Annotated in this window: 19 protein-coding genes and 1 tRNA gene; 6 read left to right on the top strand and 14 right to left on the bottom strand. The window is 66.3% G+C overall.

Going from position 1 to position 25,763, the window contains the following annotated elements; all coding sequences use genetic code 11:
- Nucleotide 1 precedes the first annotated feature (1 nt).
- On the bottom strand, nt 2-1,426 hold the full coding sequence (gene xseA, locus HMP09_RS11530; RefSeq protein ID WP_176500485.1) for an exodeoxyribonuclease VII large subunit: 1,425 nt from the start codon (nt 1,424-1,426) through the stop codon (nt 2-4).
- Between xseA and purD the strand changes: the two genes are divergently transcribed.
- The 4 genes from purD (at nt 1,425) to HMP09_RS11550 (ending at nt 6,733) form a co-directional block, all read left to right on the top strand.
- A complete protein-coding gene (purD, locus tag HMP09_RS11535; protein ID WP_176500486.1) occupies nt 1,425-2,690 on the top strand; it encodes a phosphoribosylamine--glycine ligase in 1,266 nt (421 codons plus the stop codon). The two genes, xseA and purD, sit on opposite strands and share 2 nt — an antisense overlap.
- Nucleotides 2,691-3,069: 379 nt before the next feature.
- Nucleotides 3,070-4,545: a vWA domain-containing protein gene (locus HMP09_RS11540; protein WP_232090199.1), complete on the top strand. Its 1,476-nt coding sequence runs from the start codon at nt 3,070-3,072 to the stop codon at nt 4,543-4,545.
- Nucleotides 4,546-4,609: 64 nt separating this feature from the next.
- Nucleotides 4,610-5,452 carry a hypothetical protein gene (locus tag HMP09_RS11545; protein ID WP_176500487.1) on the top strand — a complete coding sequence of 281 codons (843 nt, stop codon included), beginning with the start codon at nt 4,610-4,612 and terminating at the stop codon, nt 5,450-5,452.
- Nucleotides 5,453-5,629: 177 nt separating this feature from the next.
- Nucleotides 5,630-6,733 (top strand): MlaA family lipoprotein, encoded by a 1,104-nt coding sequence (locus HMP09_RS11550; RefSeq protein WP_232090874.1) that lies wholly within the window; start codon nt 5,630-5,632, stop codon nt 6,731-6,733.
- A gap of 378 nt (nt 6,734-7,111) precedes the next feature.
- On the opposite strand, the gene HMP09_RS11555 is transcribed toward HMP09_RS11550, so the two are convergent.
- Entirely contained in the window at nt 7,112-8,413 is a 1,302-nt protein-coding gene (locus HMP09_RS11555) for a hemolysin family protein (RefSeq protein WP_176500488.1), read from the bottom strand.
- A 194-nt stretch (nt 8,414-8,607) separates the two neighbouring features.
- Between HMP09_RS11555 and HMP09_RS11560 the strand changes: the two genes are divergently transcribed.
- On the top strand, nt 8,608-9,282 hold the full coding sequence (locus HMP09_RS11560) for an OmpA family protein (RefSeq protein ID WP_176500489.1): 675 nt from the start codon (nt 8,608-8,610) through the stop codon (nt 9,280-9,282).
- A gap of 141 nt (nt 9,283-9,423) precedes the next feature.
- Here HMP09_RS11560 and HMP09_RS11565 read toward each other — a convergent pair whose 3' ends face one another.
- From HMP09_RS11565 to HMP09_RS11595, 7 genes are all read right to left on the bottom strand, one after another.
- Entirely contained in the window at nt 9,424-9,777 is a 354-nt protein-coding gene (locus HMP09_RS11565) for a tRNA-binding protein (protein WP_176500490.1), read from the bottom strand.
- Nucleotides 9,758-10,432 (bottom strand): glutathione S-transferase family protein, encoded by a 675-nt coding sequence (locus tag HMP09_RS11570; protein WP_056054264.1) that lies wholly within the window; start codon nt 10,430-10,432, stop codon nt 9,758-9,760. Before HMP09_RS11570 ends, HMP09_RS11565 begins: the two co-directional genes overlap by 20 nt.
- A 335-nt stretch (nt 10,433-10,767) precedes the next feature.
- Entirely contained in the window at nt 10,768-15,282 is a 4,515-nt protein-coding gene (gene gltB / locus HMP09_RS11575; RefSeq protein ID WP_176500491.1) for a glutamate synthase large subunit, read from the bottom strand.
- 2 nt (nt 15,283-15,284) lie between these two features.
- Nucleotides 15,285-15,866: a DUF2059 domain-containing protein gene (locus HMP09_RS11580; RefSeq protein ID WP_176500492.1), complete on the bottom strand. Its 582-nt coding sequence runs from the start codon at nt 15,864-15,866 to the stop codon at nt 15,285-15,287.
- Nucleotides 15,863-17,305 (bottom strand): NAD(P)-dependent oxidoreductase, encoded by a 1,443-nt coding sequence (locus HMP09_RS11585; protein ID WP_176500493.1) that lies wholly within the window; start codon nt 17,303-17,305, stop codon nt 15,863-15,865. Before HMP09_RS11585 ends, HMP09_RS11580 begins: the two co-directional genes overlap by 4 nt.
- A gap of 152 nt (nt 17,306-17,457) precedes the next feature.
- Complete coding sequence (locus tag HMP09_RS11590) at nt 17,458-18,267, bottom strand: undecaprenyl-diphosphate phosphatase (protein WP_176500494.1); 810 nt, start codon at nt 18,265-18,267, stop codon at nt 17,458-17,460.
- A 59-nt stretch (nt 18,268-18,326) separates the two neighbouring features.
- Nucleotides 18,327-19,280, bottom strand: coding sequence for a complex I NDUFA9 subunit family protein (locus HMP09_RS11595; protein ID WP_176500495.1), 954 nt, complete (start codon nt 19,278-19,280; stop codon nt 18,327-18,329).
- 112 nt (nt 19,281-19,392) lie between these two features.
- On the opposite strand from HMP09_RS11595, the gene HMP09_RS11600 reads away from it, so the two are divergent.
- Nucleotides 19,393-19,479: transfer RNA gene (locus HMP09_RS11600), tRNA-Leu, on the top strand.
- Nucleotides 19,480-19,775: 296 nt separating this feature from the next.
- On the opposite strand, the gene HMP09_RS11605 is transcribed toward HMP09_RS11600, so the two are convergent.
- The 5 genes from HMP09_RS11605 to HMP09_RS11625 form a co-directional block, all read right to left on the bottom strand.
- On the bottom strand, nt 19,776-20,114 hold the full coding sequence (locus HMP09_RS11605; protein WP_176500496.1) for a TonB-dependent receptor: 339 nt from the start codon (nt 20,112-20,114) through the stop codon (nt 19,776-19,778).
- 101 nt (nt 20,115-20,215) lie between these two features.
- On the bottom strand, nt 20,216-20,974 hold the full coding sequence (locus HMP09_RS11610; protein ID WP_176500497.1) for a 3-keto-disaccharide hydrolase: 759 nt from the start codon (nt 20,972-20,974) through the stop codon (nt 20,216-20,218).
- Between the two features lie 448 nt (nt 20,975-21,422).
- On the bottom strand, nt 21,423-21,788 hold the full coding sequence (locus HMP09_RS11615; RefSeq protein WP_176500498.1) for a MerC domain-containing protein: 366 nt from the start codon (nt 21,786-21,788) through the stop codon (nt 21,423-21,425).
- A 477-nt stretch (nt 21,789-22,265) separates the two neighbouring features.
- The gene (locus HMP09_RS11620; protein ID WP_176500499.1) at nt 22,266-23,183 is read right to left on the bottom strand and encodes a hypothetical protein; all 918 of its coding nucleotides are present in this window, start codon (nt 23,181-23,183) and stop codon (nt 22,266-22,268) included.
- 7 nt (nt 23,184-23,190) lie between these two features.
- On the bottom strand, nt 23,191-25,758 hold the full coding sequence (locus tag HMP09_RS11625) for a hypothetical protein (RefSeq protein ID WP_232090200.1): 2,568 nt from the start codon (nt 25,756-25,758) through the stop codon (nt 23,191-23,193).
- Between the last annotated feature and the right edge of the window lie 5 nt (nt 25,759-25,763).

The raw sequence follows: 25,763 nt of genomic DNA on the forward strand, positions 1-25,763 counted from the left end.
TTTACAACAGGGTCGGCTGGCGGGGCGCCGGATCGGAGGCGGCCTTCGCCTTGGGCGCAGCATAGGTTTTGGCGGCGGAGCGCTCAAGACCGGTGTCGGTCACCGCGTCGACCACGCCGTCGCGGAAGTGGAGCGTCAGCGTGCCCGCATCGCGCGCCGCCTTGGCCAAGGCGAGCGTCTCGCCGCCGGGACGCGCGGTAACGCGCGCATAGCCGCGGTCGAGGATTGCATCGGGGTTGAGCGACTGGACGAGGCGCCACGTCGCATCGAGCTGCGCGCGTTTCGCCTCGAGCTTGCGCTCGAGCGTCGCGGGGCGGAGCGCGGCACCCGAGCGATCCAGGCTGCCGCGCGCCATCGTCAGCCGGCGCTCGAGCCCGCGATCGAGCCGCTGGCCGAAATCGTCCGCACGCTGGCGCTGCGGGCCGAGCAACTGGTCGCGCTTGGGCAGCAACCGCGCCAGCGCGTCGAGCCGTTCACGGCCACGCTCGACATGGCGACGCGCACAGCGTTCGGTGCGGTTGCGGTGGCTGTCGATCGTGAGGCGCAGGTCGGCGAGCACTGGCACCGCGATCTCGGCCGCGGCGGTCGGCGTCGGCGCGCGCAGGTCGGCGGCGAAATCGCACAAGGTGGTGTCGGTCTCGTGGCCCACCGCGGAGATGATCGGGATCGTGCAGTCGGCGACCGCGCGCACGACGACCTCCTCGTTGAACGACCACAGATCCTCGACCGAACCACCGCCGCGCGCGACGATGACGAGGTCGGGGCGCGGCACCGGCCCGCCGGGCGCGATCGCATCGAACCCGCGGACCGCCGCGGCGATCTCGTTGGCCGAGCCCTCGCCCTGCACCTTGACCGGCCAGACGATGACGTGCGTGGGGCAACGATCCTCGAGGCGGTGGAGGATGTCGCGGATGACCGCGCCGGCGCCCGAGGTGACGACGCCGATCACCCGGGGCATGAACGGCAACGCCTTCTTGCGCGCGCCGTCGAACAGCCCTTCGCCGGCAAGCTTGGCCTTGAGCTTTTCGAGCAGCGCCATCAGCGCGCCGGCACCCGCCAGCTCCATCCGCTCGATGACGATCTGGTATTTCGAGCGGCCAGGATAGGTGGTGAGCTTGCCGGTCGCGATCACCTCGATCCCGTCCTGCGGCACGAAGGCGAGGCTCGACGCATTGCCCTTCCAGATGACGCCGTCGATCACCGCCTGTTCGTCCTTCAGCGACATATAGCAATGCCCCGAGGCGACGCGCTTCCAGCCCGAAATCTCGCCGCGCAGGCGGACATGGCCGAACTCGCCCTCCACCATCCGCTTCAGCTTGAACGCGAGCTCGCCGACCGACATGGCGAGTGCGTTGTCGCCGGCGACCGGCTCGGCTACCAGCCGCCCCATGTCACTGGACACGTCATCGGAAAAGGGATCGGGCATGAACGTCCTGCTGCTGGGCTCGGGAGGGCGCGAACATGCGCTCGCGTGGAAGCTGGTGCAATCGAGAGGCCTCGATACGCTGTATGCCGCGCCGGGCAACCCCGGGATCGCACGGCTTGCGACGCTCGTGCCGCTGGATGCGACGGATCATGCCGCCGTCGTCGCGTTCGTGCGCGCGCATGAGGTCGGGCTGGTGGTGATCGGGCCCGAGGCGCCGCTGGTCGACGGGCTGGCGGACAGTTGCCGCGCGGCGGACATTCCAGTGTTCGGGCCCTCTCAGGCGGCGGCACAACTGGAGGGGTCGAAGGGCTTCACCAAGGATCTGTGCCTGCGCGCCGGGATCCCGACCGCGGGCTATGTCCGTGTGAAGAACCGCGAAGAGGCGGATATCGCACTCGCGCGCACCTTTTCGCTGCCGGTGGTCATCAAGGCCGACGGTCTGGCCGCGGGCAAGGGCGTCGTCATCGCGTTCAGCGCCGCGGAGGCCGACAACGCGCTCGACGCACTGTTCGCCGATGGGGAAGCCGAGGCGGTAATCGAAGAGTTCCTCGACGGCGAAGAGGCGAGCCTCTTCGTGCTGACCGATGGCGTGTCGCTGATGCCGTTCGGCTCGGCGCAGGATCACAAGCGCGTCGGCGAGGGCGATACCGGCCCGAACACCGGCGGGATGGGCGCGTACAGCCCTGCGCTGGTGCTGACGCCTTCGCTCGAGAAGCGTGCGATCGACGAGATCGTCGCGCCGACCGTGGCGGCGATGGCGGCGGAGGGCATGCCATTCTCGGGTGTGCTCTATGCAGGGCTGATGCTGACGCCGCAGGGCCCGAAGCTGATCGAATATAATGCGCGGTTCGGCGATCCCGAGACACAGGTGCTGATGATGCGCTTCCAGGGCGACCTGCTCGCGACGATGCTGGCGACCGCGGAAGGGCGTCTCGGCGAGATGCCCGCGGCGCAGTTCAGCGACGAGACCGCGCTGACGGTCGTGATGGCGGCGGACGGCTATCCGGGCACGCCCAAGGCCGGCGGCGCGATCGTCGGGCTGGATTCGGCGCGCGCGGCCGGCGGGACGGTGTTCCATGCGGGCACGCGGCTCGAGGATGGTGGCCTGGTCGCATCGGGCGGACGCGTGCTCGCGGTGACGGCGACCGGCGACAACGTCGCGACGGCGCAGGCGAACGCCTATCGCGCGGTCGAGGCGATCGATTTCGCGGAAGGCTTCTACCGCCGCGACATCGGCTGGCGCGAGATCGCGCGGGGCGCTTGAACGCGATCGGGTGACGTGACACTCTCCTGGACCAACATCCGGGAGAGGGGTCGCGATGCGTATCATGTCCGTACCGTCGCTTGCCATCGCGGCGCTTATCCTGACGTCGGCAGCGCCGCTACCGCCCGTTCAACTCGCCAGGCGATCTCTTGGCGGCAATGAGTCCCCGGTCCGATGCCGGGTGACCGATCCCGATCTGCGCGGGTCTGGTCGAGCGGGACGCAACATCGTCGTCACGGGCTCTAGAGCCGTGCCCGCTCCCCCCGGACCTCCTCCGCCCCCGGCGCCCGAAGCTGTGCTGCCTCCGCCACCCCCGCCGCCGCCGCCGCCACCAGTCGCAGTCGTGCCGAGGATGGCGCCCGTGGCCCCCGGCGTGCCGATGGCACCGATTACCCAGAGCTTCGCGATGCAGCGGTCCGCAGCGTTTGGGTCACCTGGCAACACCGAACGCTATGACGGCCGCGCGGTGGCCGCGGTCCAGCAGGTCGCGACGAACCCCGTCTCCACTTTCTCGGTCGATGTCGATACCGGTTCCTACGCCAACGTCCGCCGCTTCCTGACGAAAGGGGAGACGCCACCTGCGGACGCGGTGCGGACCGAGGAGATGATCAACTATTTCCGGTATGATTATCCGCGCCCGACCGATCGCGCAGCGCCGTTCAGCGTGACGACCGATGTCGCGCGGACGCCGTGGAACGCGGAGACGCGGCTGCTGCGGATCGGCCTGCGCGGATATGACGTGACGGGGACGACGCGGCCGCCGGCGAACCTTGTCTTCCTGGTCGACGTGTCCGGCTCCATGGACGAACCCGACAAGCTGCCGCTGGTGAAAAGCGCGCTGATGGGCCTCGCCGACCGCCTCGAACCGGCCGACCGGGTGTCGATCGTGGTCTATGCGGGCAATAGCGGCATCGTCCTCGAACCCACCGCTAACAAAGGGTACGTCAAGGCTGCGCTCGATTGCCTCGGCGCCGGGGGTTCGACGGCGGGCGGAGAGGGCATCGCGCTCGCCTATGCGACCGCGCGCGCGAATTTCCGCAAGGGCGGGGTCAACCGGATATTCCTGGCGACCGACGGCGATTTCAACGTCGGGATCAGCGATACGAAAGTGCTGGAGGCGCTGGTGAAGAAGAACCGCGACGATGGCATCACGCTGACGACGCTGGGTTTCGGCAGGGGCAATTACAACGAGGCGATGATGGAGCGGATCGCCGATGTCGGCAACGGCAACTACGCCTATATCGACAGCGCGCTGGAGGCGAAGAAGGTACTGGAGGACGAACTCTCCGCAACGCTTGTCACGATCGCGAAGGACGTGAAGGTGCAGGTCGAGTTCAATCCCGCACAGGCCAGCGAATACCGGCTGATCGGCTATGAAAATCGCGCGCTGAAGGAGGAGGATTTCACCAACGACGCGGTCGATGCGGGCGATATCGGCGCAGGGCATCAGGTGACCGCCCTGTACGAGATCGTGCCGGTCGGCGCCAAGGGCTGGGTGCCGGAGCGACGCTATCCTGCAAACCGGACCGCGGCCATGCCATCGGCCGGGGCCGAACTCGCGGTGGTCAAGCTGCGCTACAAGCTGCCCGACGGGACGACGTCGCGGGAGATCATTCGACCCGTCTCGGCGACACTGATCCGCGATGCCGCCGCACCGACCGGCGACTTCGCCTTCGTGACGGCGGTGGCGGCCTATGGGCAGAAGCTGCGCGGCGATCCGTATCTGAGCCACTACGGCTATGCCGACATGCACGCGCTGGCGCGCCATGCGGACGGCTATTGGCGGCAGGAATTCCTGCAACTGACGGATCTTGCGGCGCGTGGCGGCACGCGTCCGGCGTCGCCGAACGACTGAACGCCGCCGACGGCACGCGGATTAGGCCTCGCAGCCCTTCGCGCACATCGCTACGAGTATGAGCATGAACGAAACTTCCGCGACCTCCGCCTCGGGTTTGAGCCTTCTGCCAGACGGCATCGCCACGCTGACGGCGATCCATTTCACGATCATCGCCGTCGTGGCGATCCTGGTGGTGATCGGCCTGATCTGGGGCATCCGAGCCAAGCGCAGCCGCGTGAAGGCCGCGCACGACGTGATTGCCAACGCGGAGGAGGCAGGCGTTCCGCCCGAGCCGGTCTCGGCAAAGCCCGCGGTCCAGGAGCGCAAGGCGGAGCAATCGCAGGCGCAGGCGCAAATCGCACCGGCCCCCGTCGTGCCGCCTCCCGCTCCGCGCCAAGCTGCCCCGACCCAGCCTGAGCCGACCCGGTCTGTTCCGACCCAGCCTGAGCCGACCCAGCCTGAGCCGACCCAGCCCGTTCCGCCAGTACGAACCGCCCCCGAACAGACGCCGGTTTCGCGGGACAATGACGGTGTGGAAACGCCTGACCGCCTGACCAACGAACCGATCGCCGCCCCGTCGCCCTTGGAGGCAAGTCCGGCGACCGAAACTGTCGCGCCCGCGCCCGCGCCCGCAACGCCCACCGACGCGGCTCCCATCGCACCGGCCGCGCCGGCGCAGTCCTATGCAGACGACCCCGTCACGCAGTTGAAGGGGCTCGGGCCGAAGGTCGCGGCACAGCTTGGCGCGCTCGGCGTCGCGACGGTCGGCCAGATGGCGGCGCTGTCGGACGGCGACGCGCAGCGCATCGACGCGCAACTCGGCAACTTTACCGGGCGGATGGGACGCGATCGCTGGATCGAGCAGGCGCGGTTGCTGGCCGCAGGCGACAAGGCCGGCTTCGAGGCGGTGTTCGGCAAGCTGTAAGCCCTCCGTTCGGACGGACGACGACGCGTCGAGGACTTGCCGCCGGCCGTGATCGGTTAACCGCGATCCTGCGGCCTGAATGACGATTGGCTCTATGCTCCACGCGCGCCGACGGGCATGTCAGGCGTGGCGCATCTCGATGTAGGAGAGCGGCCGATAACAGGGCGATGAGTGCAGATGCTGGTAACGATGAGCGCAATGCTGTTGACGGCTGCCCCCGTTCCCGTGACGGCCGCGCCGATATCGTTGCCCGGCGCAGGGGCGAGCGCCGCGCTGCCCGGGGCGGTGCTGTCGCCGTTCGCCGCTGACATTCCGGGCGCCGCGTCGATGGCGGTTTCGCCGCTCGCCCTGACCGCGTCGCTGCCGGCGATCGAGATTTTTCCCCAGGGGCTGCCGACGCAGGACATTCCGCCGGTCGGCCCCACGCCGTTGGGGACCCCGCCCACCCAGCGGGGCCCCAACGACATCATCGTCACCGGGCGCAAGGAAACCGCGGGCGATCCGTTGCGCGCGGTCAACGCCGAGTCGTTCGCGGTGACGCAGAAGGTCGACGACGCCGTGATCGGCCCGGTCGCGCGGACCTACAAGAAGACCGTGCCGAGCCCGATCCGGCGCGGCATCCACAATTTCCTCTACAATCTGCGCGAGCCGATCGTCTTCCTGAACTTCCTGCTCCAGTTCAAGCCGGGCAAGGCGGCGGAGACGGTGGGGCGGTTTGCGATCAACACGACGATCGGCGTGGCCGGCGTGCTCGACATCGCCAAGCGCAAGCCGTTCCACCTGCCGCGACGCTCAAACGGGTTCGCCAACACGCTCGGCTATTACGGCGTCAAGAACGGCCCGTTCCTGTTCCTCCCGATCGTCGGGCCGACGACGCTGCGCGACCTGCTCGGTGGCGCGGTCGATCGCCTGATCCTGCCGGTCGGCGTCGGCCATCCGTTCAACAGCACGTCGTACACGATCCCGGCAGGTATCCTGGGCGCGCTCGACCACCGGTCGGAATTCGACCAGACGCTGAAGGACCTGCACGACAATTCGCCCGATCCGTATGCCGCGACGCGGTCGTTCTACCTGAACCGGCGGCAGGCGGAGATCGACCATCTCCACGGGCGCGTCGAGGGTGATCCGGCGGGCATGTCGGGACCACCGCCGAGTGTCGTGCCGTTCGTGCCGAGCGATCTGGAGCCGGGGGCCAAGCCGGATCCGGCGGTGCCTGACGAGGGTCCCGTGGTCGAGACGCCCCAGGTCGATACGGAGCGCGCGGCTCAAACCGGTCAGTAACAGGGGACGGCGCCGAACGGTCTCTGCTCTCCCCGTTCGTGCTGAGTAGAGCCCGAGTAGCGCCGCAAGGCGCGGATCGCGGGCTCGTATCGAAGCATGGGTTCCGCGCGCCAACCTGTACCTTCGATACGCCGCGTCGACACGCTCCGCAGCTACTCAGGACGAACGGAGGGTAACGGCCGCTCCGAACTCAGCAACGAACACCAGGTTAGACCCGCTGCCCCCCCGGCGGAGGCCGGGGCCCAATTGGGGGAAGCTGCTGACCCAAGGCAGCGCTTCGTTACTGCGACCTTACCATCTGGGCCCCGGCCTCCGCCGGGGGGGTGCAATACCAGGGAGCGTCGGGGCACTTTCGCCCGCTTCCTCCGCGTCCAGCGCTCAGACTTCGCTGACCAGCAGCTTATCGATGCGCCGCCCGTCGAGATCGACGATCTCGAACTTCCAGCCCTGTTCTACGAAGCTTTCGCCCTCGCCCGGCAGATGGCGGAACACCGATAGCGCGAGGCCGGCGACGGTGGCGTAATCGCGGTCCTCGGGTAGGTCGATGCCGAGGCGATCGGCGAGCGAGTCCGCCGCCATCGTCCCCGCCACGAGCAACGAGCCATCGTCGCGCACCACGACGGACGGCGCGTCATCGGGATCCGAGTCCGACTTGAACTCGCCGGCGATCGCCGCGAGCAGGTCGGCCGGCGTGACGATGCCTTCGAAATGGCCATATTCGTCATGGATCAGCGCCATCGGCACTTCGGCTTCGCGGAGCGCCAGCAACGCATCCATCGCGTCGATCTGGTCGATGACGACAGGCGCCTTGCGCATCAGCGCACGCAGGTCGATCGGCTCGCCGCGGAACAGCGCCGCGGCGATGTCGCGTGCCTGGACGACGCCCTTGACCGCGTCGATCGAGCCCTCACCGACCGGCAGGCGCGTGTGCTGCGACGCGAGCAGCGTCTCGCGAATCTCGTCGGGCTCCGCATCGCAGTCGAGCCAGTCGATCTCGGTGCGCGGCGTCATGACTTCGCGGACCGGACGATCCGCGAGGCGGACGACGCCCGAGATGATCGAGCGCTCATGCTCCTCGATCACACCCGACTTGGAGGCCTCGGCAACGATCAGGTGAAGCTCTTCAGCGGTCACATGCTCTTCGGTCTCGCGGTTGAGGCGAAGGATACGGAAGATCAGCGCACTGGTCGAATCGAGCACCCACACGATCGGCGCGGTACCGATCGCAAGCCAGCGCATCACCGGCGCCATGAACGAGGCGATCGCCTCGGGCGCCCGTAGCGCGAACTGCTTGGGGACGAGCTCGCCGATGATCAGCGACGCGTAGGTCGTCAGGCCGATGACGATCGCGAACCCGGCGGTCTGCGCGGTCGAGGCGGACAGGCCTAGCGCCTGCAACCGCGCGGCGGTCGGCATGCCAAGGCTCGATCCCGAATAGGCGCCCGCGAGGATGCCGATCAGCGTGATGCCGATCTGGACAGTCGACAGGAACTTGCCGGGATCCGCCGCGAGCACGAGTGCGGCACGCGCGCCCTTCTTGCCCGAGCGCGCCATCGCCTCGAGCCGGGCTTTCCGCGCCGAGACGATCGCGAGTTCGCTCATCGCGAACACACCGTTCAACGCGACCAGCGCGAGGATGATCGCGACGTCGATCCAGGGGAAGGGGGGAAGCGGTGCCATTGGCTCGCGCCTCTTTGCAGGACAACGGCCGGTCGCACAACCGTCCTTGCGTGCCGGCCTGCGCATACTCGACATTAGACCGTGAAGATGGTCAGGCTCGGTTCAGTGCGCAGGCGGAACAATCGTCGCGACACCGGGTTATCGGCCGTATCGGGCATAAAGCCGTCACCATCCATGTCTCAGGGAGATTATCTATGAAAACCAAGATGTTCGCAGGTGCTGCGATTGCCGCGCTGATCGCCACCAGCGGCTGCACGACTGATCCCGAGACGGGTCGCCAGACGATTTCGAAGACTGCGCTCGGCGGCATCGGTGGCGCGCTCGGCGGGTATCTGCTCGGCGACGTGGTCGGGGGTCGTCACGACCGTACCGAGAAGCTGCTCGGCGCGGGCATCGGCGGTCTCGCCGGCGCGGGCATCGGCGCGTACATGGACAAGCAGGAGCGCGACCTGCGCGCCCGCACCGCCGGCACCGACGTGCAGGTGATCCGTCAGGGCGACGATCTGGTTCTCAACATTCCGTCGGGCATCACCTTCGCCTATGACAGCGCCAACGTGCAGCCGCAGTTCCAGCGGACGCTCGACCAGGTCGCCGACACACTGGCGCAGTATAACCAGACCTATGTCGACGTGTACGGCCACACCGATTCGACGGGCAGCGACCAGTATAATCAGGCGCTGTCGGAACGCCGCGCGCGCGCGGTCGCGGATTATCTGTCGGGCCACGGCGTGCAGAGCGCGCGGATCGGGACGCGCGGCTACGGCAAGACTCAGCCGATCGCGTCGAACGACACCGATGCCGGCCGCGCAGCGAACCGTCGCGTCGAGGTGAAGATCGTCCCGATCACGCAGAACGACCTGCGCCAGTAAGCGACGCCTATCGAGAGGCCGTATCGTCCTCTCGCCTGCCGCTCCCCGCGAAAGCGGGGGTCCAGGAGCCTCAAGCGTTGCGCTTGGTACCCTGAGCTCCCGCTTTCGCGGGAGGACGGAATTGAACGGGGGTTTGACGGTTCAGAACAACCGCCCGCCGTTCGGGACGGGTCCGGTCGGCGAGATCAGGACCACCTTGCCATCCGCATCGGGGAAGCCGAGCGTCAGGACCTCGGACATCATCGGACCGATCTGGCGTGGCGGGAAGTTCACCACCGCCGCGACCTGGCGACCGAGCAGCGTCTCCGGCGTATAATGCTCGGTGATCTGCGCGGACGATCTCTTCACGCCGATCTCGTCGCCGAAATCGATCCGCAGCTTGAACGCGGGCTTGCGCGCTTCAGGAAAGGGTTCGGCCTCGACAATCGTGCCGACGCGGATGTCGACCTTCTCGAAATCCACGAACGCGATCACGTCAGAAATCCACGTTGTCATAGTGCGCAGGAGGCGAGATCAGCTCCATCCGTTCGGACAGAAGCGGGCGGAAGCTCGGGCGGCTCTTGAACCCACGATACCAGCGCGCGGTCTGGTCATGGCCCTTCCAGTCGATCCCGCCGAGATAGTCGGTGACCGAGATCTGCGCCGCGGCCGCCAGATCGGCGAGACTCATCGTCGCGCCACCGAGCCAGTTCCGGTGATCGAGCAGGTAATCCATATAGTCGAGATGCCCGACCGCGGCCTTCATCGCCTCGCGCAGACCCTTGGCGTCGGGCGCGGTACGATGCGCGAGCCGCTTGACCATGCGCTCGTGCAGCAACGGGCCGGTCACGTCGCGGTAGAAATGCGTGTCGAACCACGTGACCAGACGGCGGATCTCCGCGCGATTGGTTGCGGTGCCGTTGATCATCGCCGCCTTCTCGACGGTTTCCTCGAAGAATTCGCAGATCGCCATCGAATCGATCAGCGGCGCGACGCCGCGCGACGCGTCGACCATCACCGGAGTCTGGCCGGCGGGGTTCATGTCCATGAACTCGTCGCGGCGATCCCAAGGCGATTCGCGGACTAGCTCGTAACCGACCCCCTTCTCACCCAGCAGCAGGCGCACCTTTCGCGAGAAGGGACACAGGGGGAATTGATAAAGCTGCCACATGCTCTTCGTTTAGGCGGTGCGGGGCGGGTGTGTCACTAGCGCGGGTCGGGTCGGCGGTAAGAAGATTTGGTTCGCGCGGAGACGCGGAGACGTGGAGGTGTTGCGCTCGCTGTGAGCGACGCTCGTTCATCACCGATCGCGATCGAAGAGCAGAAGATCGAATTATAGCTCCGCGTCTCCGCGTGAACCCGCTTATCTTTGCGCTGCCCCCTGCCCACCCCGGCGAAGGCCGGGGCCCAATTGGGGGACATCGCCGACGGAGGACGGCTCGTCCTTACTGCGGCCTTTCCAATTGGGCCCCGGCCTTCGCCGGGGTCGTGTCGATGTGGCGTCGCTTACTCCGCTGCCACCAGCTCCGCGCTGTCGTCTAGAGGATGGCTCACCCGGGTCAGCATTTCCTTCGGCACCACCTGCCAGAAATGCGGCGCCACTCGGTCCCAGTCCTCGAGCAGGCCCTTCGACCATTTGCTGTCGGTGGTATCGGCATGGTCGCGCACCAGGTCGAGCAGCACATCCGCCCAGTGGAGCGCCTTCACCCGGTCCCAGGTGATGTTCTCCGGGTTCGCGCGCTTTTCGAACACGCCCTCGGGGTCGTAGATGAACGCCATCCCGCCGGTCATCCCCGCACCGAAATTCGCGCCGATCTTGCCGAGGATCACGGCAATGCCGCCGGTCATATATTCGCACCCGTTCGCGCCACAGCCCTCGACGACCACGCTCGCGCCCGAATTGCGCACCGCGAACCGCTCGCCCGCCTGCCCCGCCGCGAACAGCCGGCCAGACGTCGCACCGTACAGCACGGTGTTGCCGATGATCGTGTTGTCCTGGCTAGCGAGCGGCGACGACACTGCGGGCCGCACGATGATCGTGCCCCCCGACAGACCCTTGCCGACATAATCGTTCGAATCGCCGAACACTTCCAAGGTGATCCCCTTGCACAGGAACGCCCCCAGCGACTGCCCCGCCGAGCCCCGCAACCGGATCGTGACGTGATCGTCCGCCAGCGTCGACATCCCGAATTTCCGCGTGATCTCGCTCGACAGCCGCGTCCCCACCGCACGGTGGGTGTTGCGCACCGAATAGGTGAGCTGCATCTTCTCCCCACGGCTGAACACCGCGGCGGCATCCTTGATGATCTGCGCATCCAGGCTGTCGGGTACTTCGTTGCGCCACGTCGACAGCGAGAACCGCCGCTGCGAATCGTCCGCATCCACCTTGGCGAGGATCGGATTGAGATCGAGATCGTCGAGATGCTCCGCCCCGCGGCTCACCTGCCGCAGCAATTCGGTCCGCCCGATCACGTCGTCGAGGCTCTTCACGCCCAGCCGCGCCAGGATGTCGCGCACCTCCTCGGCGATGAACGTCATCAGGTTGATGACCTTCTCGGGCGTCCCCACGAACTTCTGCCTGAGCGCGTCGTTCTGCGTGCAGATCCCCACGGGGCACGTGTTCGAATGGCATTGCCGCACCATGATGCAGCCCATCGCCACCAGCGACAGCGTGCCGATGCCGTATTCCTCGGCCCCCAGGATCGCCGCGATCACGATGTCGCGTCCGGTCTTGAGCCCGCCATCGGTCCGCAACCGAACCCGCCCGCGCAGGCCGTTGAGCGTCAGCACCTGGTTGACCTCGGACAGCCCCATTTCCCAAGGCGTGCCGGCATATTTGATCGAAGTCTGCGGGCTGGCCCCGGTCCCGCCGACATGCCCCGCGATCAGGATCACGTCGGCATGCGCCTTCGCCACGCCCGCCGCGACGGTGCCGATGCCCGCCGACGAGACGAGCTTCACGCACACCCGCGCGCGCGGATTGATCTGCTTCAGATCGTAGATCAGCTGCGCCAGATCCTCGATCGAGTAGATGTCGTGATGCGGCGGCGGCGAGATCAGCGTCACGCCCGGCGTCGCATGGCGCAGCTTGGCGATGAACTCGGTCACCTTGAAGCCGGGCAACTGCCCGCCCTCGCCGGGCTTGGCCCCTTGCGCGACCTTGACCTCGATCTCCTCGCACGCGTTCAGATATTCAGCCGTAACACCGAAGCGCCCGGATGCGATCTGCTTGATCGTCGAGTTCGCATTGTCGCCGTTCGCGTACGGCACGAAGCGCGTCTTGTCCTCGCCGCCCTCGCCCGACACCGCCTTCGCGCCGATCCGGTTCATCGCGATCGCCAGCGTCTCGTGCGCTTCCGGCGACAGCGCGCCGAGCGACATCCCCGGCGTCACGAACCGCTTGCGGATCTCGGTGATCGCCTCGACCTGGTCGACCGGCACGCCCTCCGCCGGGAAATTGAACTGGAGCAGATCGCGCAAATATACCGGCGGCAGGTCGGACACGCCGCGCGAGAATTGCAGATAGCTGGTGTAGCTGTCGGTCGACACCGCAGTCTGGAGCAGATGCATCAGCTGCGCCGAATAGGCGTGCGTCTCGCCGGTGTGGCGCTGGCGATAGAAGCCACCGATCGGCAACGTCGCCACCGCCGGATCGAACGCCGCCGCATGCCGGTCGGTCGCGTTGACGTGCAACGACGCATAGCCCTCGCCGCTGATCTTCGCGGGCATCCCCGGGAACAGATCGTTGACCAGACTGCGCGACAGCCCGACCGCCTCGAAATTATACCCGCCGCGATAGGACGAGATCACCGCGATCCCCATCTTCGACATGATCTTGAGCAGCCCCTCCTCCACCGCGACGCGGTGACGGCGCAGGCACTCGGCAAGGTCCAGATCGCCGAACAACCCGCGCGACTGCCGGTCGACGATCGCCGCCTCGGCCAGATACGCGTTCACGGTCGTCGCACCGACCCCGATCAGCACCGCATAATAATGCGTGTCGAGGCATTCCGCCGTGCGCACGTTGATCGACGCATAGGAGCGCAAGCCCCGCCGCACGAGATGCGTGTGCACCGCCGCCACCGCGAGCACCCCGGCGATGCCGACCCGGTCTTCGCTGATCGCCTCGTCGGTGAGGAAGATCTCGCTCTTGCCCTGCCGCACCGCCTGTTCGGCCTCGTTACGGATCCGCTGGATCGCCGCGCGCAGCTTCTCCGGCCCGCCGCCGACCTCGAACGTGCAGTCGATCTCGGCGACCGCACTCCCGAAATGCGCCTTCAGCCGCGCCCAATGCTCGCCCGTCAGCACCGGCGAATCAAGCACCAGCACGCGCTCGCGCTGGTCGCGCACGTCGAGGATGTTGGCCAGATTGCCGAACCGCGTCTTCAGCGACATCACGTGCCGCTCGCGCAGTGGATCGATCGGCGGGTTGGTCACCTGGCTGAAATTCTGGCGGAAGAACTGGCTGATCAGCCGCGGCTTGTCCGAAATCACCGCGAGCGGCGTGTCGTCCCCCATCGATCCGATCGCTTCCTTGGCGGATTCGACCATCGGCGACAGGATCAGCTCCATGTCCTCCATCGTCTGCCCCGCCGCGACCTGACGCCGCGCAAGCTCGGCCCGATCGTAGCGCACGACCGCATCCTCGACCGACGGCAGGTCGGACAGCGCGTGGAATTCACCGATCATCCCGGCATAATCCGCCTCGCCCGAAATCCGGTCCTTCACCGCGCGATCCTGCAACAGGACGCCCTCGTCGAGGTCGACCGCGATCATCTCGCCCGGCCCCAGCCGCCCCTTCGCGATGATGGTGGACTCGGGCACGACGACCATCCCACTCTCGGACCCGACGATCAGCAAACCGTCCGACGTCAGCGTATAGCGCAGCGGCCTGAGCGCATTGCGATCCATGCCCGCCACCGCCCAGCGGCCGTCGGTCATCGCCAGCGCGGCGGGGCCGTCCCACGGCTCCATCACGGAGGCGAGATACTGGTACATCGCGCGGTGCTCGCCCGGCATGTCGGGGCTCGCGGCCTCGGGCACCAGCATCAGCTTGGCAGTCGGCGCATCGCGGCCCGAGCGACAGATCGCCTCGAACACCGCGTCCAGCGCCGCGGTATCGGACGCGCCGGCGGGGATCACCGGCTTGATATCCTCCGAATTGTCGCCGAACGCGAGGCTCGCCATCCGGATCTCGTGGGACAACATCCAGTTCTTGTTGCCGCGGATCGTGTTGATCTCGCCGTTATGCGCAAGGCAGCGGAACGGTTGCGCCAGCCACCATTGCGGAAAGGTGTTGGTCGAATAGCGCTGATGGAAGATCGCGACACGGCTTTCGAAGCGCTGGTCGCACAGATCGGGGTAGAACACCGACAGAGATTCCGCGAGGAACAGTCCCTTGTAGATGATCGACCGGCACGACAGCGAACAGATGTAGAAGCCTTGGATCTGCGCCGCGATCACGCGCTTCTCGATCCGACGGCGGACCAGATACAGCGTCTTTTCGAACTCGGCGGCGTCCTGTTCGTCGGGCATCGGCCCGGCGATCATGATCTGCTCGATCTCGGGCCGCGTCGCCTGCGCCTTCTGGCCGATCACCGACACGTCGACCGGCACCTGCCGCCAGCCATAGATGGTATAGCCCGCCTCGATGATCGCGCTTTCGACGATAGTCCGGCAATCCTCCTGCGCGCTGAGATCGGTGCGCGGCAGGAAGATCATCCCGACCGCGAGCCGGTTCGGCCGCACCTTGTGCCCCGACGCCGCGACCGCATCGTCGAAGAACCGCAGCGGCAGGTCGATGTGCAGCCCGGCGCCATCGCCGGTCTTGCCGTCCGCATCGACAGCGCCCCGGTGCCACACGGCTTTCAGCGCATCGACCGCCGACTGCACGACACGCCGCGACGCGCGCCCATAGGTCGCGGCGACGAGCCCGACGCCGCACGCATCGCCCTCGAAATCGGGGCGGTACATGCCCTCTTCGGCGAGACGGGCGCGTTGATCGGTGATGAAATCGGTCATCGTCACTTCTTCTTCTCTTCGGGCGTGGCCGCCTGCTTGGCGAATTCGGCGACATCGGCCTGCATGTTCGCCATCGAGGATTGCATCATCGTCCGCTGCCAGGCGGCGACGTCTGGGTCGGCCATGATCGTCAGCGATTGCTGCATGTATGCGCGGCCGCTCGGCGTCGCGAAGAACGCCTTGATGTCGCGACATTGGGCGACATCGAAGCGGCGCGCATAGGCGCGCGCCATCGCCTCGACCATGCCCGGCAGCCCGTCGCGCATCAGCGTCATCGTGCGCGCCTGCTGCCGTTCCAGAAAGGTGGCGAACCGCGTCTGCATTTCCGGATGGTCCGCCATCGCACTGCTGAACATCGGGCTCTGCGCCATGCCTTGCTGTAGATTGCCGAGCATCGGCGCGATCATGCTCTCGATCATCTGCGCGCGCGATGCGGGCGGCATCAGGACGTCGATCAGTTCGCGCGCCGCAGCGAGGCGAGCCGGATCGGGGGCCGCGACGGCAACAGGCGTTGCCTGCGCATGCGCCGCCGACGGCATTATCGCGCCCGCCAGCAACGCCGCCCCGAGAAACGCGTGCCTCATGCCGCGACCTTCGCGTTCGCAGCCTTGGTCTTCAGCCACTTGTGCATCGTCGCGGCGACATCGCGGCCGTCGCGGATCGCCCAGACGACCAGGCTAGCCCCGCGGACGATGTCGCCGGCCGCGAAAACGCCGTCGAGCGAGGTCATCAGCGTCTTGCCGTCGACCAGCACTGTCCCCCAGCGGCTTACGCCAAGCTCAGGCGTCGCGAACAACGTCGGCAGGTCCTCGGCGTCGAAGCCGAGCGCCTTGATCACCAGGTCCGCGTCGACCGCATAGTCACCGGCGGGATCGGGTTCGGGTGCGCGGCGGCCGCTCGCGTCGGGCGCGCCGAGGCGCATCTTGCGGACCTTGACGCTCGACACGGTATCGCCGCCGTCGAAGCTCTGCGGGCCAGAGAGCCAGACGAACTCGACGCCCTCCTCCTCGGCATTGGCAACTTCGCGCTGCGATCCGGGCATGTTGGCGCGGTCGCGGCGATAGAGGCACTTCACCGACTTGGCACCCTGGCGGATCGCGGTGCGGACGCAGTCCATCGCGGTATCGCCGCCACCGATCACGACGACGTCCTTGCCCTCGGCATCGAGGCTGCCGTCGTCGAACGCGGGGACCGCGTCGCCAAAGCCCTTGCGGTTCGAGGCAACGAGGAAGTCGAGTGCCGCGACCACCCCGTTCGATCCGCCACCCGGCAGGTCCATCGCGCGCGCCTTGTAGACGCCGGTGGCAATCAGGATCGCGTCGTGGCGCTGGCGCAGATCGTCGAGGCTTGCGTCATGGCCGACCGCGAAGCCCTCATGGAAAACGATGCCCGCGGCCTTGAGACGCTCGACACGGCGCATGACGATCGGCTTTTCCAGCTTGAAACCGGGAATGCCGTAGGTGAGCAACCCGCCTGCGCGGTCGTACCGGTCATAGACGTGCACGTCATAGCCATGCCCGCGCAGATATTCCGCCGCGGTCAGGCCTGCCGGGCCGGCACCGATCACGCCGACCGACTGACCGCGTGCGCGGCCGGGTACCAGCGGCTCGACCCAGCCGTTCTCCCAGGCGGTGTCGGTGATGAACTTCTCGACCGCGCCGATCGTGACGGCGCCGTGCCCGGTGAACTCGATGACGCAATTGCCTTCGCACAATCGATCCTGTGGACAGATCCGGCCGCAGATCTCGGGCATCGTCGAAGTCGCATTGCTCAGCTCATACGCCTCGCGCAACCGGCCTTCGGCGGTCAACCGGAGCCAGTCGGGGATATGGTTGTGCAGTGGGCAATGGACCGAGCAATAGGGCACGCCGCATTGCGAACAGCGCCCGGCCTGCTCCTCGGCGGGCTCGACCGCATAGCGTTGCGCGATTTCGCGGAAATCGTCGGCCCGCTCGTCCGCGGTGCGCTTGTCGGGATAGGATTGCTCCCTGCCGACAAATTTGAGCATCGAATCGTTCGCCATGATAGCCTCCGACAGCCGCGTTATTGCGCGATCGGTGGCTTGTCACGACTAAATCAACATATAGGTCAGCATTGCTGTCGTAAGAAGCCCTTTCAGCGACGTGTTTTTGTTGGACCTGCTTTTAACGGTAGTAAATTAGTTCCGATTGGGACTTACTTGCTCAGGAGCCAGATCAGCGCCGCCGATCCGGCCACCACGCGGTAGAGCGCGAACGGAACGAAGCCGTGCTTGGTGACGATCCCGACGAACCACTTCACCACCAGCAACGCGACGACGAACGAAACGGCAGCGCCGATCGCGATAGCGCCCAGCCCGACCCCGCCGCCGCTCGCAATCGCATCACGGTTCTTGAGCAGCTCGAGCGCGCTTGCGCCGAGCATCGTCGGGATCGCGAGGAAGAAGCTGAACTCCGCCGCGGTGCGTCGCTCGACGCCCAGCGCCAGCGCGCCGAGGATCGTCGCGCCCGACCGGCTGACGCCTGGGATCATCGCGAGGCACTGCAGGAAGCCGATGCCGATCACGGTTTTCAGCGGAATGTCGGCGACGCCGCTGATGTCGCTGCGCGGCGCGAACCGCTCGACCGCGAGGATCGCGAACCCGCCGACGACCAAAGCGATCGCGACGACCTCGGCATTGCCGAGCAGCGCCTCGATATATTTGTGCAGCGCGAGGCCGATCACCGCGGCCGGAATGAACGCGACCACCAGATTGCGCAGGAACAACCAGGATTTCGGCTCGCGGCGGATCAGCCCCATGCCGACCGCCCAGAACGTCCGCCAGTAGAGCACCACGATCGCAAGGATCGCGCCGAGCTGGATGACGACGTTGAACACCTCCCAGCGCCCCGCATCATAGCCGAGCAACCGCGTGGCCAGGATCAGGTGACCGGTCGACGAGACGGGCAGGAATTCGGTGATCCCCTCGACGATGCCGAGGAGGATGACGGTGAGAAGTTCGGTCAAGCAAGAGCTCCGGCGCGGTAGGTCAGGGCAATGTCACGGATAGCGTAGCACGCGCAGGATCAGGAGACAGGGACTTCCGCGCGCGTTTCGGCGCGACGGCCGAACCGTCCGGCCTTGCGGAAACGCACCAGCCAGCCCGGCGCGACCGTCGACAGCGGCGTCGCCTCGATCCCGAACGCCGCCAGGCCGTTCGTGCCGGTGACGATGTTGTCGCTCTGCAGCATCGTCCACTGATCCTTGGTGATCGGCGCGCCCGGCAGGAAACCGGCCTTCGCGATCATAGCACCGGCAAAGTCCGGCAACTCGACGATCGACGGATTGCGGCCGATCGTCTGGGCGATCCAGCGGATGAGATTGCCCATCGTGATGATATCCGGACCGCCAAGCTCCAGCGTCTGCCCGCCAAAGGTCTCGGGCGCCGAGGCCGCCGCGACGATCGCATCCGCGACGTTGCCGACGAACACCGGCTGGAACTTCGCTCCAGCGCGCAGCACGGGTACGACAGGCGCCTTGGCGATCATGCCGGCAAAGCGGTTCACGAACTGGTCTTCCTGGCCGAACACGATCGACGGCCGCAGGATCGTTGCATTGGGGAACGCCTCGAGCACGGCCGCCTCGCCCTGCCCCTTCGACTTGCCGTACGCCGACGCGGACTCCGGATCCGCACCGATCGCCGAGACGTGCACCAGCGCGCCGACGCCCGCCTTGGCCGCGGCCTGCGCGACGGTCTGCGCCCCCAGCGCCTGGACGCGCTGGAAATCGCCCGCCAGCACGCCGACCAGGTTCACCACCACGTCCGAGCCATGCACCGCATGCGCGATCGTCTCGGGCTTGGTCACGTCGGCGCCGACGAACTGCGTCTGGCCGAGCCCGCCCAGCGGCTTGAGGAAGAACGCCTGTCGCGGATCGCGCTGTGCGATGCGGACGCGCGCGCCCGCCGCGAACAGCGCCTGTGCGACATAGCGGCCGACGAAACCGCCGCCCCCGATCAACGTCACCAGTTTGTCGTTCATCGCCCGTCCGTCCACTTTGTTAGCCTGCGCATTCGCGAATAACCCCTTGCCCCAGCAAGAGGCGTGTTGACAAGCATCGCAAGCCTCCACTAGAGGCGCCCTCCTACCCCGTGCCCGGATGGCGGAATTGGTAGACGCACCAGCTTCAGGTGCTGGCGATCGCAAGGTCGTGGAGGTTCGAGTCCTCTTCCGGGCACCACTTCCGGTCAAAGATGGGCATCGCGCCCTCTTTGACGGCAAGTCCCAAGGCGATAACCGTTTGGTGCCATGATGGGGTCCAAGCGCGGATCTAAACCGCGGATCGTCGGATCCGGATCGCCCCCCCCGGTTCATCGCAACCGACCTTACGCTAATCACGCTCGCGGCGATTTCTCCCATTTCTGGCATTGCCCGAACGGCATTGTCACGACCCGTCCCGCGATGGGCAACATCGGGCCACCTCTCGACGGTCCGGGCGGGGAGGCGGAGCGCCGCCCCACCGCCCCGCCTCGCCGATCAGAACTTCACGCGCACGCCGAAATTGTAGCGTGCGCCGGTTTCCTGCAGCGCCAGGAAACGGTCTTCGACGGCCGACCATTCGTTCACCCGCTCGTTGGTGACGTTGACGCCCTGGACGTAGACCTGAAGGTTGGAGGTCAGGTCGTAGGCCATGTTCAAGTCGAGCTGACCATAAGAGGACCGGTTGCGCGGGCGGCCCTGGCTCGACCGGCATTGCCGCAGATAGTCAGAGCGCCAATTGTACGACGTCCGCGCCGAGATGCCGTATGTCTCGTAGAAGACGCTGCCGCTCCCTGCCCAGCGCTCGCCGCCGAACTGCACACTGATATAGCCCATTTGTTCATAGTCGTCCCAGGTCATTGGCTGCCCGGTGATCGACTATCTCAAACACTACCCCGATGCGGCGTCGCTCATTGCGATCTACGCATCAGACCTCGTCACGATAACTTGCGGATCCAGATGTTGCGAAAACTGATCGGCGCGCTTGGATCGCCGTGATCCTGCAACTTTATCGGCGCGGGTCCGTGTGGCTTGTAGCTTGGCTGGCCGATATATTGAGTCGCGCCTTTGAGGATCGCATGATCCTGCACCACGACATTGTTCAACATCACCGTTGCCGAAGCCGGGCGCGTCACCGTGCCGTCGGCGGCGAACAGCGGTGCCGTCCACAGGATATCGTAGCTTTGCCATTCGCCGGGACGCCGCATCGAATTGGCGAGCGGCACGATCTGCTTGTAGATGCTGCCGGCCTGCCCGTTGACGTAGGTCCGGTTGCGATAGCTGTCCAAGATCTGCAATTCATACCCGGTGTCGCCGTCGCCGGTCGAGGCTAGGAATATTCCGCTATTCCCGCGCGCCTGCCCCTCTCCCTTGATGTCGGCGGGGATGCGCCATTCAACATGAAGCTGATAGCTGCCGAAACGGTCCCGGGTCTGGATGTTGCCGGTGCCCTTCGCGACGGTCAGCACGCCGTCCGCAACCGTCCACCGCGCCGCGCCGCCATCCTTCACCGACACCCAGTGCGACAGGTCGCGACCGTCGAACAGCACCAGCGCATCGGAAGGTGGCGGCGTTGCCACATAGGCGCCTGGCGTCACCACCGGCGGCACGGGCGTCCACACTTCCGTATCTTCGGGTCGTGGGCCGCTCTGGCTTTGCGCGGCAAGCACCGACGCGACGACAATCAGCAATTTCATGCCATTCCCCCTGTAAATTCCAAGACTTTGGTGGTTCGCCCGTGTTCGATCGCGTGGCCAAAGGACGTAATGGCCGTGGCGGCGCCCGTGCCTCTGGGCGACGGATCGACGTCGGAGCGCGCAGTATGTCGCATGCCATCGATCACGACGTGCACGACCGCTAACGCCGCCCCGTGATCGTCGCGCACTCCACGCAGCATCGATGCGCCGGACCCGGCCGGAATCATCGGATCGCGCTGCGCGTGCACCTGGTAACCGCATCTGCCGTGGCCATGCTTACCTCTCCTTTCACAGCGTCTTCGCGCCGCGTTTGATCATCGAGTATGTCGAACAACCCTTAATGTAAAGGATTACATTGGCGGTTCGCCGTCCCGCAGAGGCGCTTGATCGGCGTCAAGGAGAGGTCGCCGGTCGTTCGACTCCAGCGCCGTCGCTGCGCCCCGCCCCGTCAATTCCGGGCGCAGGACCGTCGTCGTGCGGAGCAGGTGTGGCGCAGCCGGAGGTTGCCGATATGCGCCATCGCCACCAGGGTGCCACCCGCCACGGTTACCGCGGTTTCGACGCTGCCTTCCGGCACGACAAAGGCACCCAGCGCCATCAGGCCCAGTCCCCCGATACCGAGACCCAGCGGCCACACGGCGGCGTGACGCGCATGCCCGCCGAACAGCGCGATCGCCGCTGCCGGTGTCGCCAACAGCAGCACCCAGATGTGGAAGCTTTCGGGAATCGCAACGACCGCGGACAGCGCTGGTACCGCCGCCAGCAATACCGGCAGCGCGAGACAATGCACCATGCACATCGCGGATCCAGTCATCGCGGCTCGATCGAGCCAATCCATTCCGCTAGTCCGCATATGTCTCGTCTTACCATCACCAACTTCGATTATGCGATGATACATCATCACTCACAATGCAAGGCCGGATCATGATCACTCTACCAGGCCGCTGCTACCCGTGACTCTACTCGCCAGTTCCTCGATGCCAGCCAGACGACGCTCCTCAATCACCCCCTCGCCAGTCGGGAGGGCCTGCGTAGCGGTGATCGCCAACGCCCTGTCCGAGGTGAACATCGATGCCGACCTGGTGCGCGTGCCGTGGCGCGAGCGCTCTACCAGCTCGGACAGCCGCCCTGCCCGTCCCGGTGACAGCGCCGGCGGCCGCCCGCGGGGTCGACGACGAGCAGTTCGGGCAGCGCCCTCGACGCCGCAACGCAGGTGCTCGTCCAGTCTTGACGCTTACGGTGCTGAACATCCTCGGGGGAAGACCCGAAGGAGTATCGCCGAAACCGCCTCTTATTCCACGGCGACCGAGACCGTCAGCGTGTCTGCGTACACGCCCGCGCGTTGCGCCGAGACCTCGCCGATGCGGAACACCATCGGCAGGGCATCCGCTCGCAAACCGCCGCCCTGCCCGAACGACAGCGTCGCGTTGCCGCTCAGCGCCACGGTTCTGCCGTCGATCTGCAGGTCATAGGCGATGGTCCAATCGGTCCCGGCCAGTCGCAATTTGCCGCCGTTGAGCGACTGGACGCCCAGTCGGTACCCGCGCGTACTCCTGACCTGAAGCGCGAGCGGAACGGGGACTATGCCGGGTTGCAGGTCGCCGAGATCGACGTCGGCCTCGCTCCCGTTGCGGCGGAATGCGCCGGCGAGACCCATCATCGCCGCCGGCAACACCTGGATGCCGACGACCACCTGTCGTGAGGCGATCGGCGTGCCGTCGACCTGGTCGGCCTCCATGATGAGCCGTTGCGAATAAAGTCCGTCACCCGGCAACTCGGCGGCGGCTACGTTCAACACGTAGCGCACCAATTGCTGCGCACCCGCCGATATCACCACCGGGCGATTGGTGATCCGAACGATCGTCCGTCCGCCCAGCGGCGTGGCGTCATACTGCCCCCATGTATCCAACAGCGTATAGCCGACGCGTCGACCCGTCCCGGCCTGAAGCCCGAACGGCGTTCCGTCGGTCATGAAAACGGGGCGGAACCGGCATTCGCGGTCGCCGTCGTTGAAGAAGAGGACATCGAACGTCGCGGTCGACGCGTTGCCGCTGAAGGGATCATAGCCCAGGATGATCCAGTTCGCGCCGGTGCTGTCGATCCTGAGGCTGCACCCGGTGCCGGCGAGGGCGGAGGGTGTTTGCGCGTCGGCATTGGCTGTGGCCAGGCCGAGCATAACGGCCAAGACCGCAGAAGCGAATTTGGTCATAGGAACCTCAATTGGCCGGGGACAATTTTACGGTCTGAAGGTCGACCAGGCCATGCGTGTCCTTGGGAATGACGAAGTCGAACGTCGCCGCGGTGCCGTATAGCTCGACACGGTAGCGGTTCGCCGGACGCAGATTCTGGATCGCGAAACGCCCGACCGAGTTCGTGAAGAACACCAGGGGCGCATCCTTGCGATCGAGGTCGATCACGCGCCCCCCGATCAGCGACACCGGTTTGCCGGTCGCGAGCAGCAGGTTGCCGACTGCGCTGACAAAGGCGTCGGACCCGACTTCCAGCTTGTAGCCGCTCCGATAGAAAGGCTTCACCCGCACGACGCCTAGGCCGACGTCATACCCTGGTGGCGGGTTGTCGACGTCGTACTGCACCGACTGCGTGACATAGGAGGAGAGATAGCCGTTGACCGCACCGCCGAGGAAACCACTCTTCGAGAGGTAGTCGTTCCCGGCGATCGACTGGCCCGCAACGACGCTATGCCCTTTCAGCGTCGGATGTGGATAGAGGATCGCGAAGCTGTCGTTGATGCGGCGCCCGACCCCGAACTGGCCGTCGGCGAAGGCGATCGCGGTGCCGACACGCAGCGACGTGATCTGCTGATCGCCGATCCGGCCGAAACCGGTACCGAAGGCGGAATGGCTGACCGATGCGTCGAAGCGGTTGCCCGTATAGTCCGCAAAGGCCTGCACGTTGGCGTCGCCGGCATCGCGGCTGACCAGTCCGCCATAGCCGAGTGCGCCGATGCGATTGCTGGAGGCGTGGACGTAAGACACGCTGCTGGTGCCGATACTGCTGTCGTGGCGTGCCTCGGCGCGGTCGCGGTACGAAGGTTGGACGATGATCGAGGCGCTGAAGCCCAAGCCGTTGCGGCGGCTGGAGCCGGTACCGTATCTCGTATAATCGGCCCCGCCGCGAACGCTCCATCCGCGCGACAGCCGGTAGGATACCGACGCGTTGACTCGGGACGTGTCCCCGAACGTACCGCGACTGCGGATGTAGCTTGCGCCGATCAGCGCGGTCCAATCGAACGTGATCGCCCGCGCATATTGCGCGTTGAACGACCAGGAACTGGAATTGTCGGGATCGATGTAGCCCAGCCCCGCGAAGCGTCGGGACAGATAGTCGGCACGGACCGTGAACGAGTCGATCAGGCCGGCCCGATCGAAGATCTGGTCATAGGTCACGCCGCTCGAATAGCCGCCGCCATGGCGCCGCGCCCGGCTGGCGCCAAGGTCGAACTGGATGCGCCCGCTGTTCGCCAGCACGAACTGGGTCTGGCCGGTGACGACCTGGACCTGCTTGCTGGCCTGCACGCCGACGCCGATCGCGGGGCGATCGAGAAACGCCTTGCGGTAGAAACCCGTGAACGCGAGGTCGCCGTCATAGATCGGCGTCCGTCCGAACCGGCGGCTCGTCTTGCCGAGATATCCCGCATATTCGAAATCGCCGGGCTGCAGGTCGATCGGATCGAGATACGACGCGTAATTGAGGCTCTGCACGCCACCGGAATCGTCGCGGACCTCGACCTGAACGTCGTTGCCGCCGGTGACGAGCGGCAGCGCCGACACGTCATACGACCCGGCATCCAGCCGGAATTGTTTCAGGAGCGAGCCGTTGCGATAGACATCGACCGTAGACGGCCGCTGCAGGATCAGTTGGCGATTGCCTTGCAGCAGTGCCGCGCGAAACTGATCGAAGCGCTGGCGCTGCCGCGATACGCCGATGCCGCCCATCTGCACATACCCCTGCTGACCGCGGATTTCGGGGGAGAGGTCGCCCAGATACCAGCGGCGGAACTGCTCGGGCTGATCGTAGACAAGGCGTAGGGTGTTGCGATCGAAGCGGTAGGTGCCGCCGGTGAGCCCCAGTTCCTCGGCATATTGCAGATCGCCTTCGACCACCACCGGGCCGACGCGGATGGCACCGTTGACGTAGAACGACGGTCGCGACAGCCTGTCCTGCAGTCCCCACAATTTGTTCACGGCCAGATTGGCATTGAGATAGCCGGATACGAAGGCCGGCTGGAGATCGGGCTTTTCGTCGTCGCGCGTCGGGGTCGTGAACAATGGCTCGATCGTGCGCTCGTCCGGAGCGATCCGGAGCACGACCACCGACAGCGACCCAGGATCGTAATCGAGCGAGACGCCCGACGTCGCCAGATCCGCCGATGTGAAGGTCTTCGTCCCGGCAAGGATCGCCGCCAGTTTGGACTGCGCCACGTCGTTCAGAAGGGGGCGGAGCAGCTTCAGGAACGGTTGGGTATCGACGACGAACCGATCGTCGTGCGTCAGCAGCACCGGCACTTCGCCGAGCGTACGATCGCGATAGGTCAACGGCACCGTCAGCGCGATATCGCGGTCATACGGATTGATATCGGGCCGACCGTATTTCCCGAGCGGCACGATGGGCAGCGGCTGCGATCCCGGCAGGGGCGTGCGCATGCTCGACGGCGGTTGTGACGATGGTGCGGCTGCGAGCGGTGCCGCGCTCACGGCCGCAGGAAGGCTGCGCGGCAAGGCCATGCGGGCCTGCGCGTAGACCTGGGCGCGAATTGGCACCACGATGT

The sequence above is a fragment of the Sphingomonas sp. HMP9 genome (assembly GCF_013374115.1).
Classification (GTDB): Bacteria; Pseudomonadota; Alphaproteobacteria; order Sphingomonadales; family Sphingomonadaceae; genus Sphingomonas.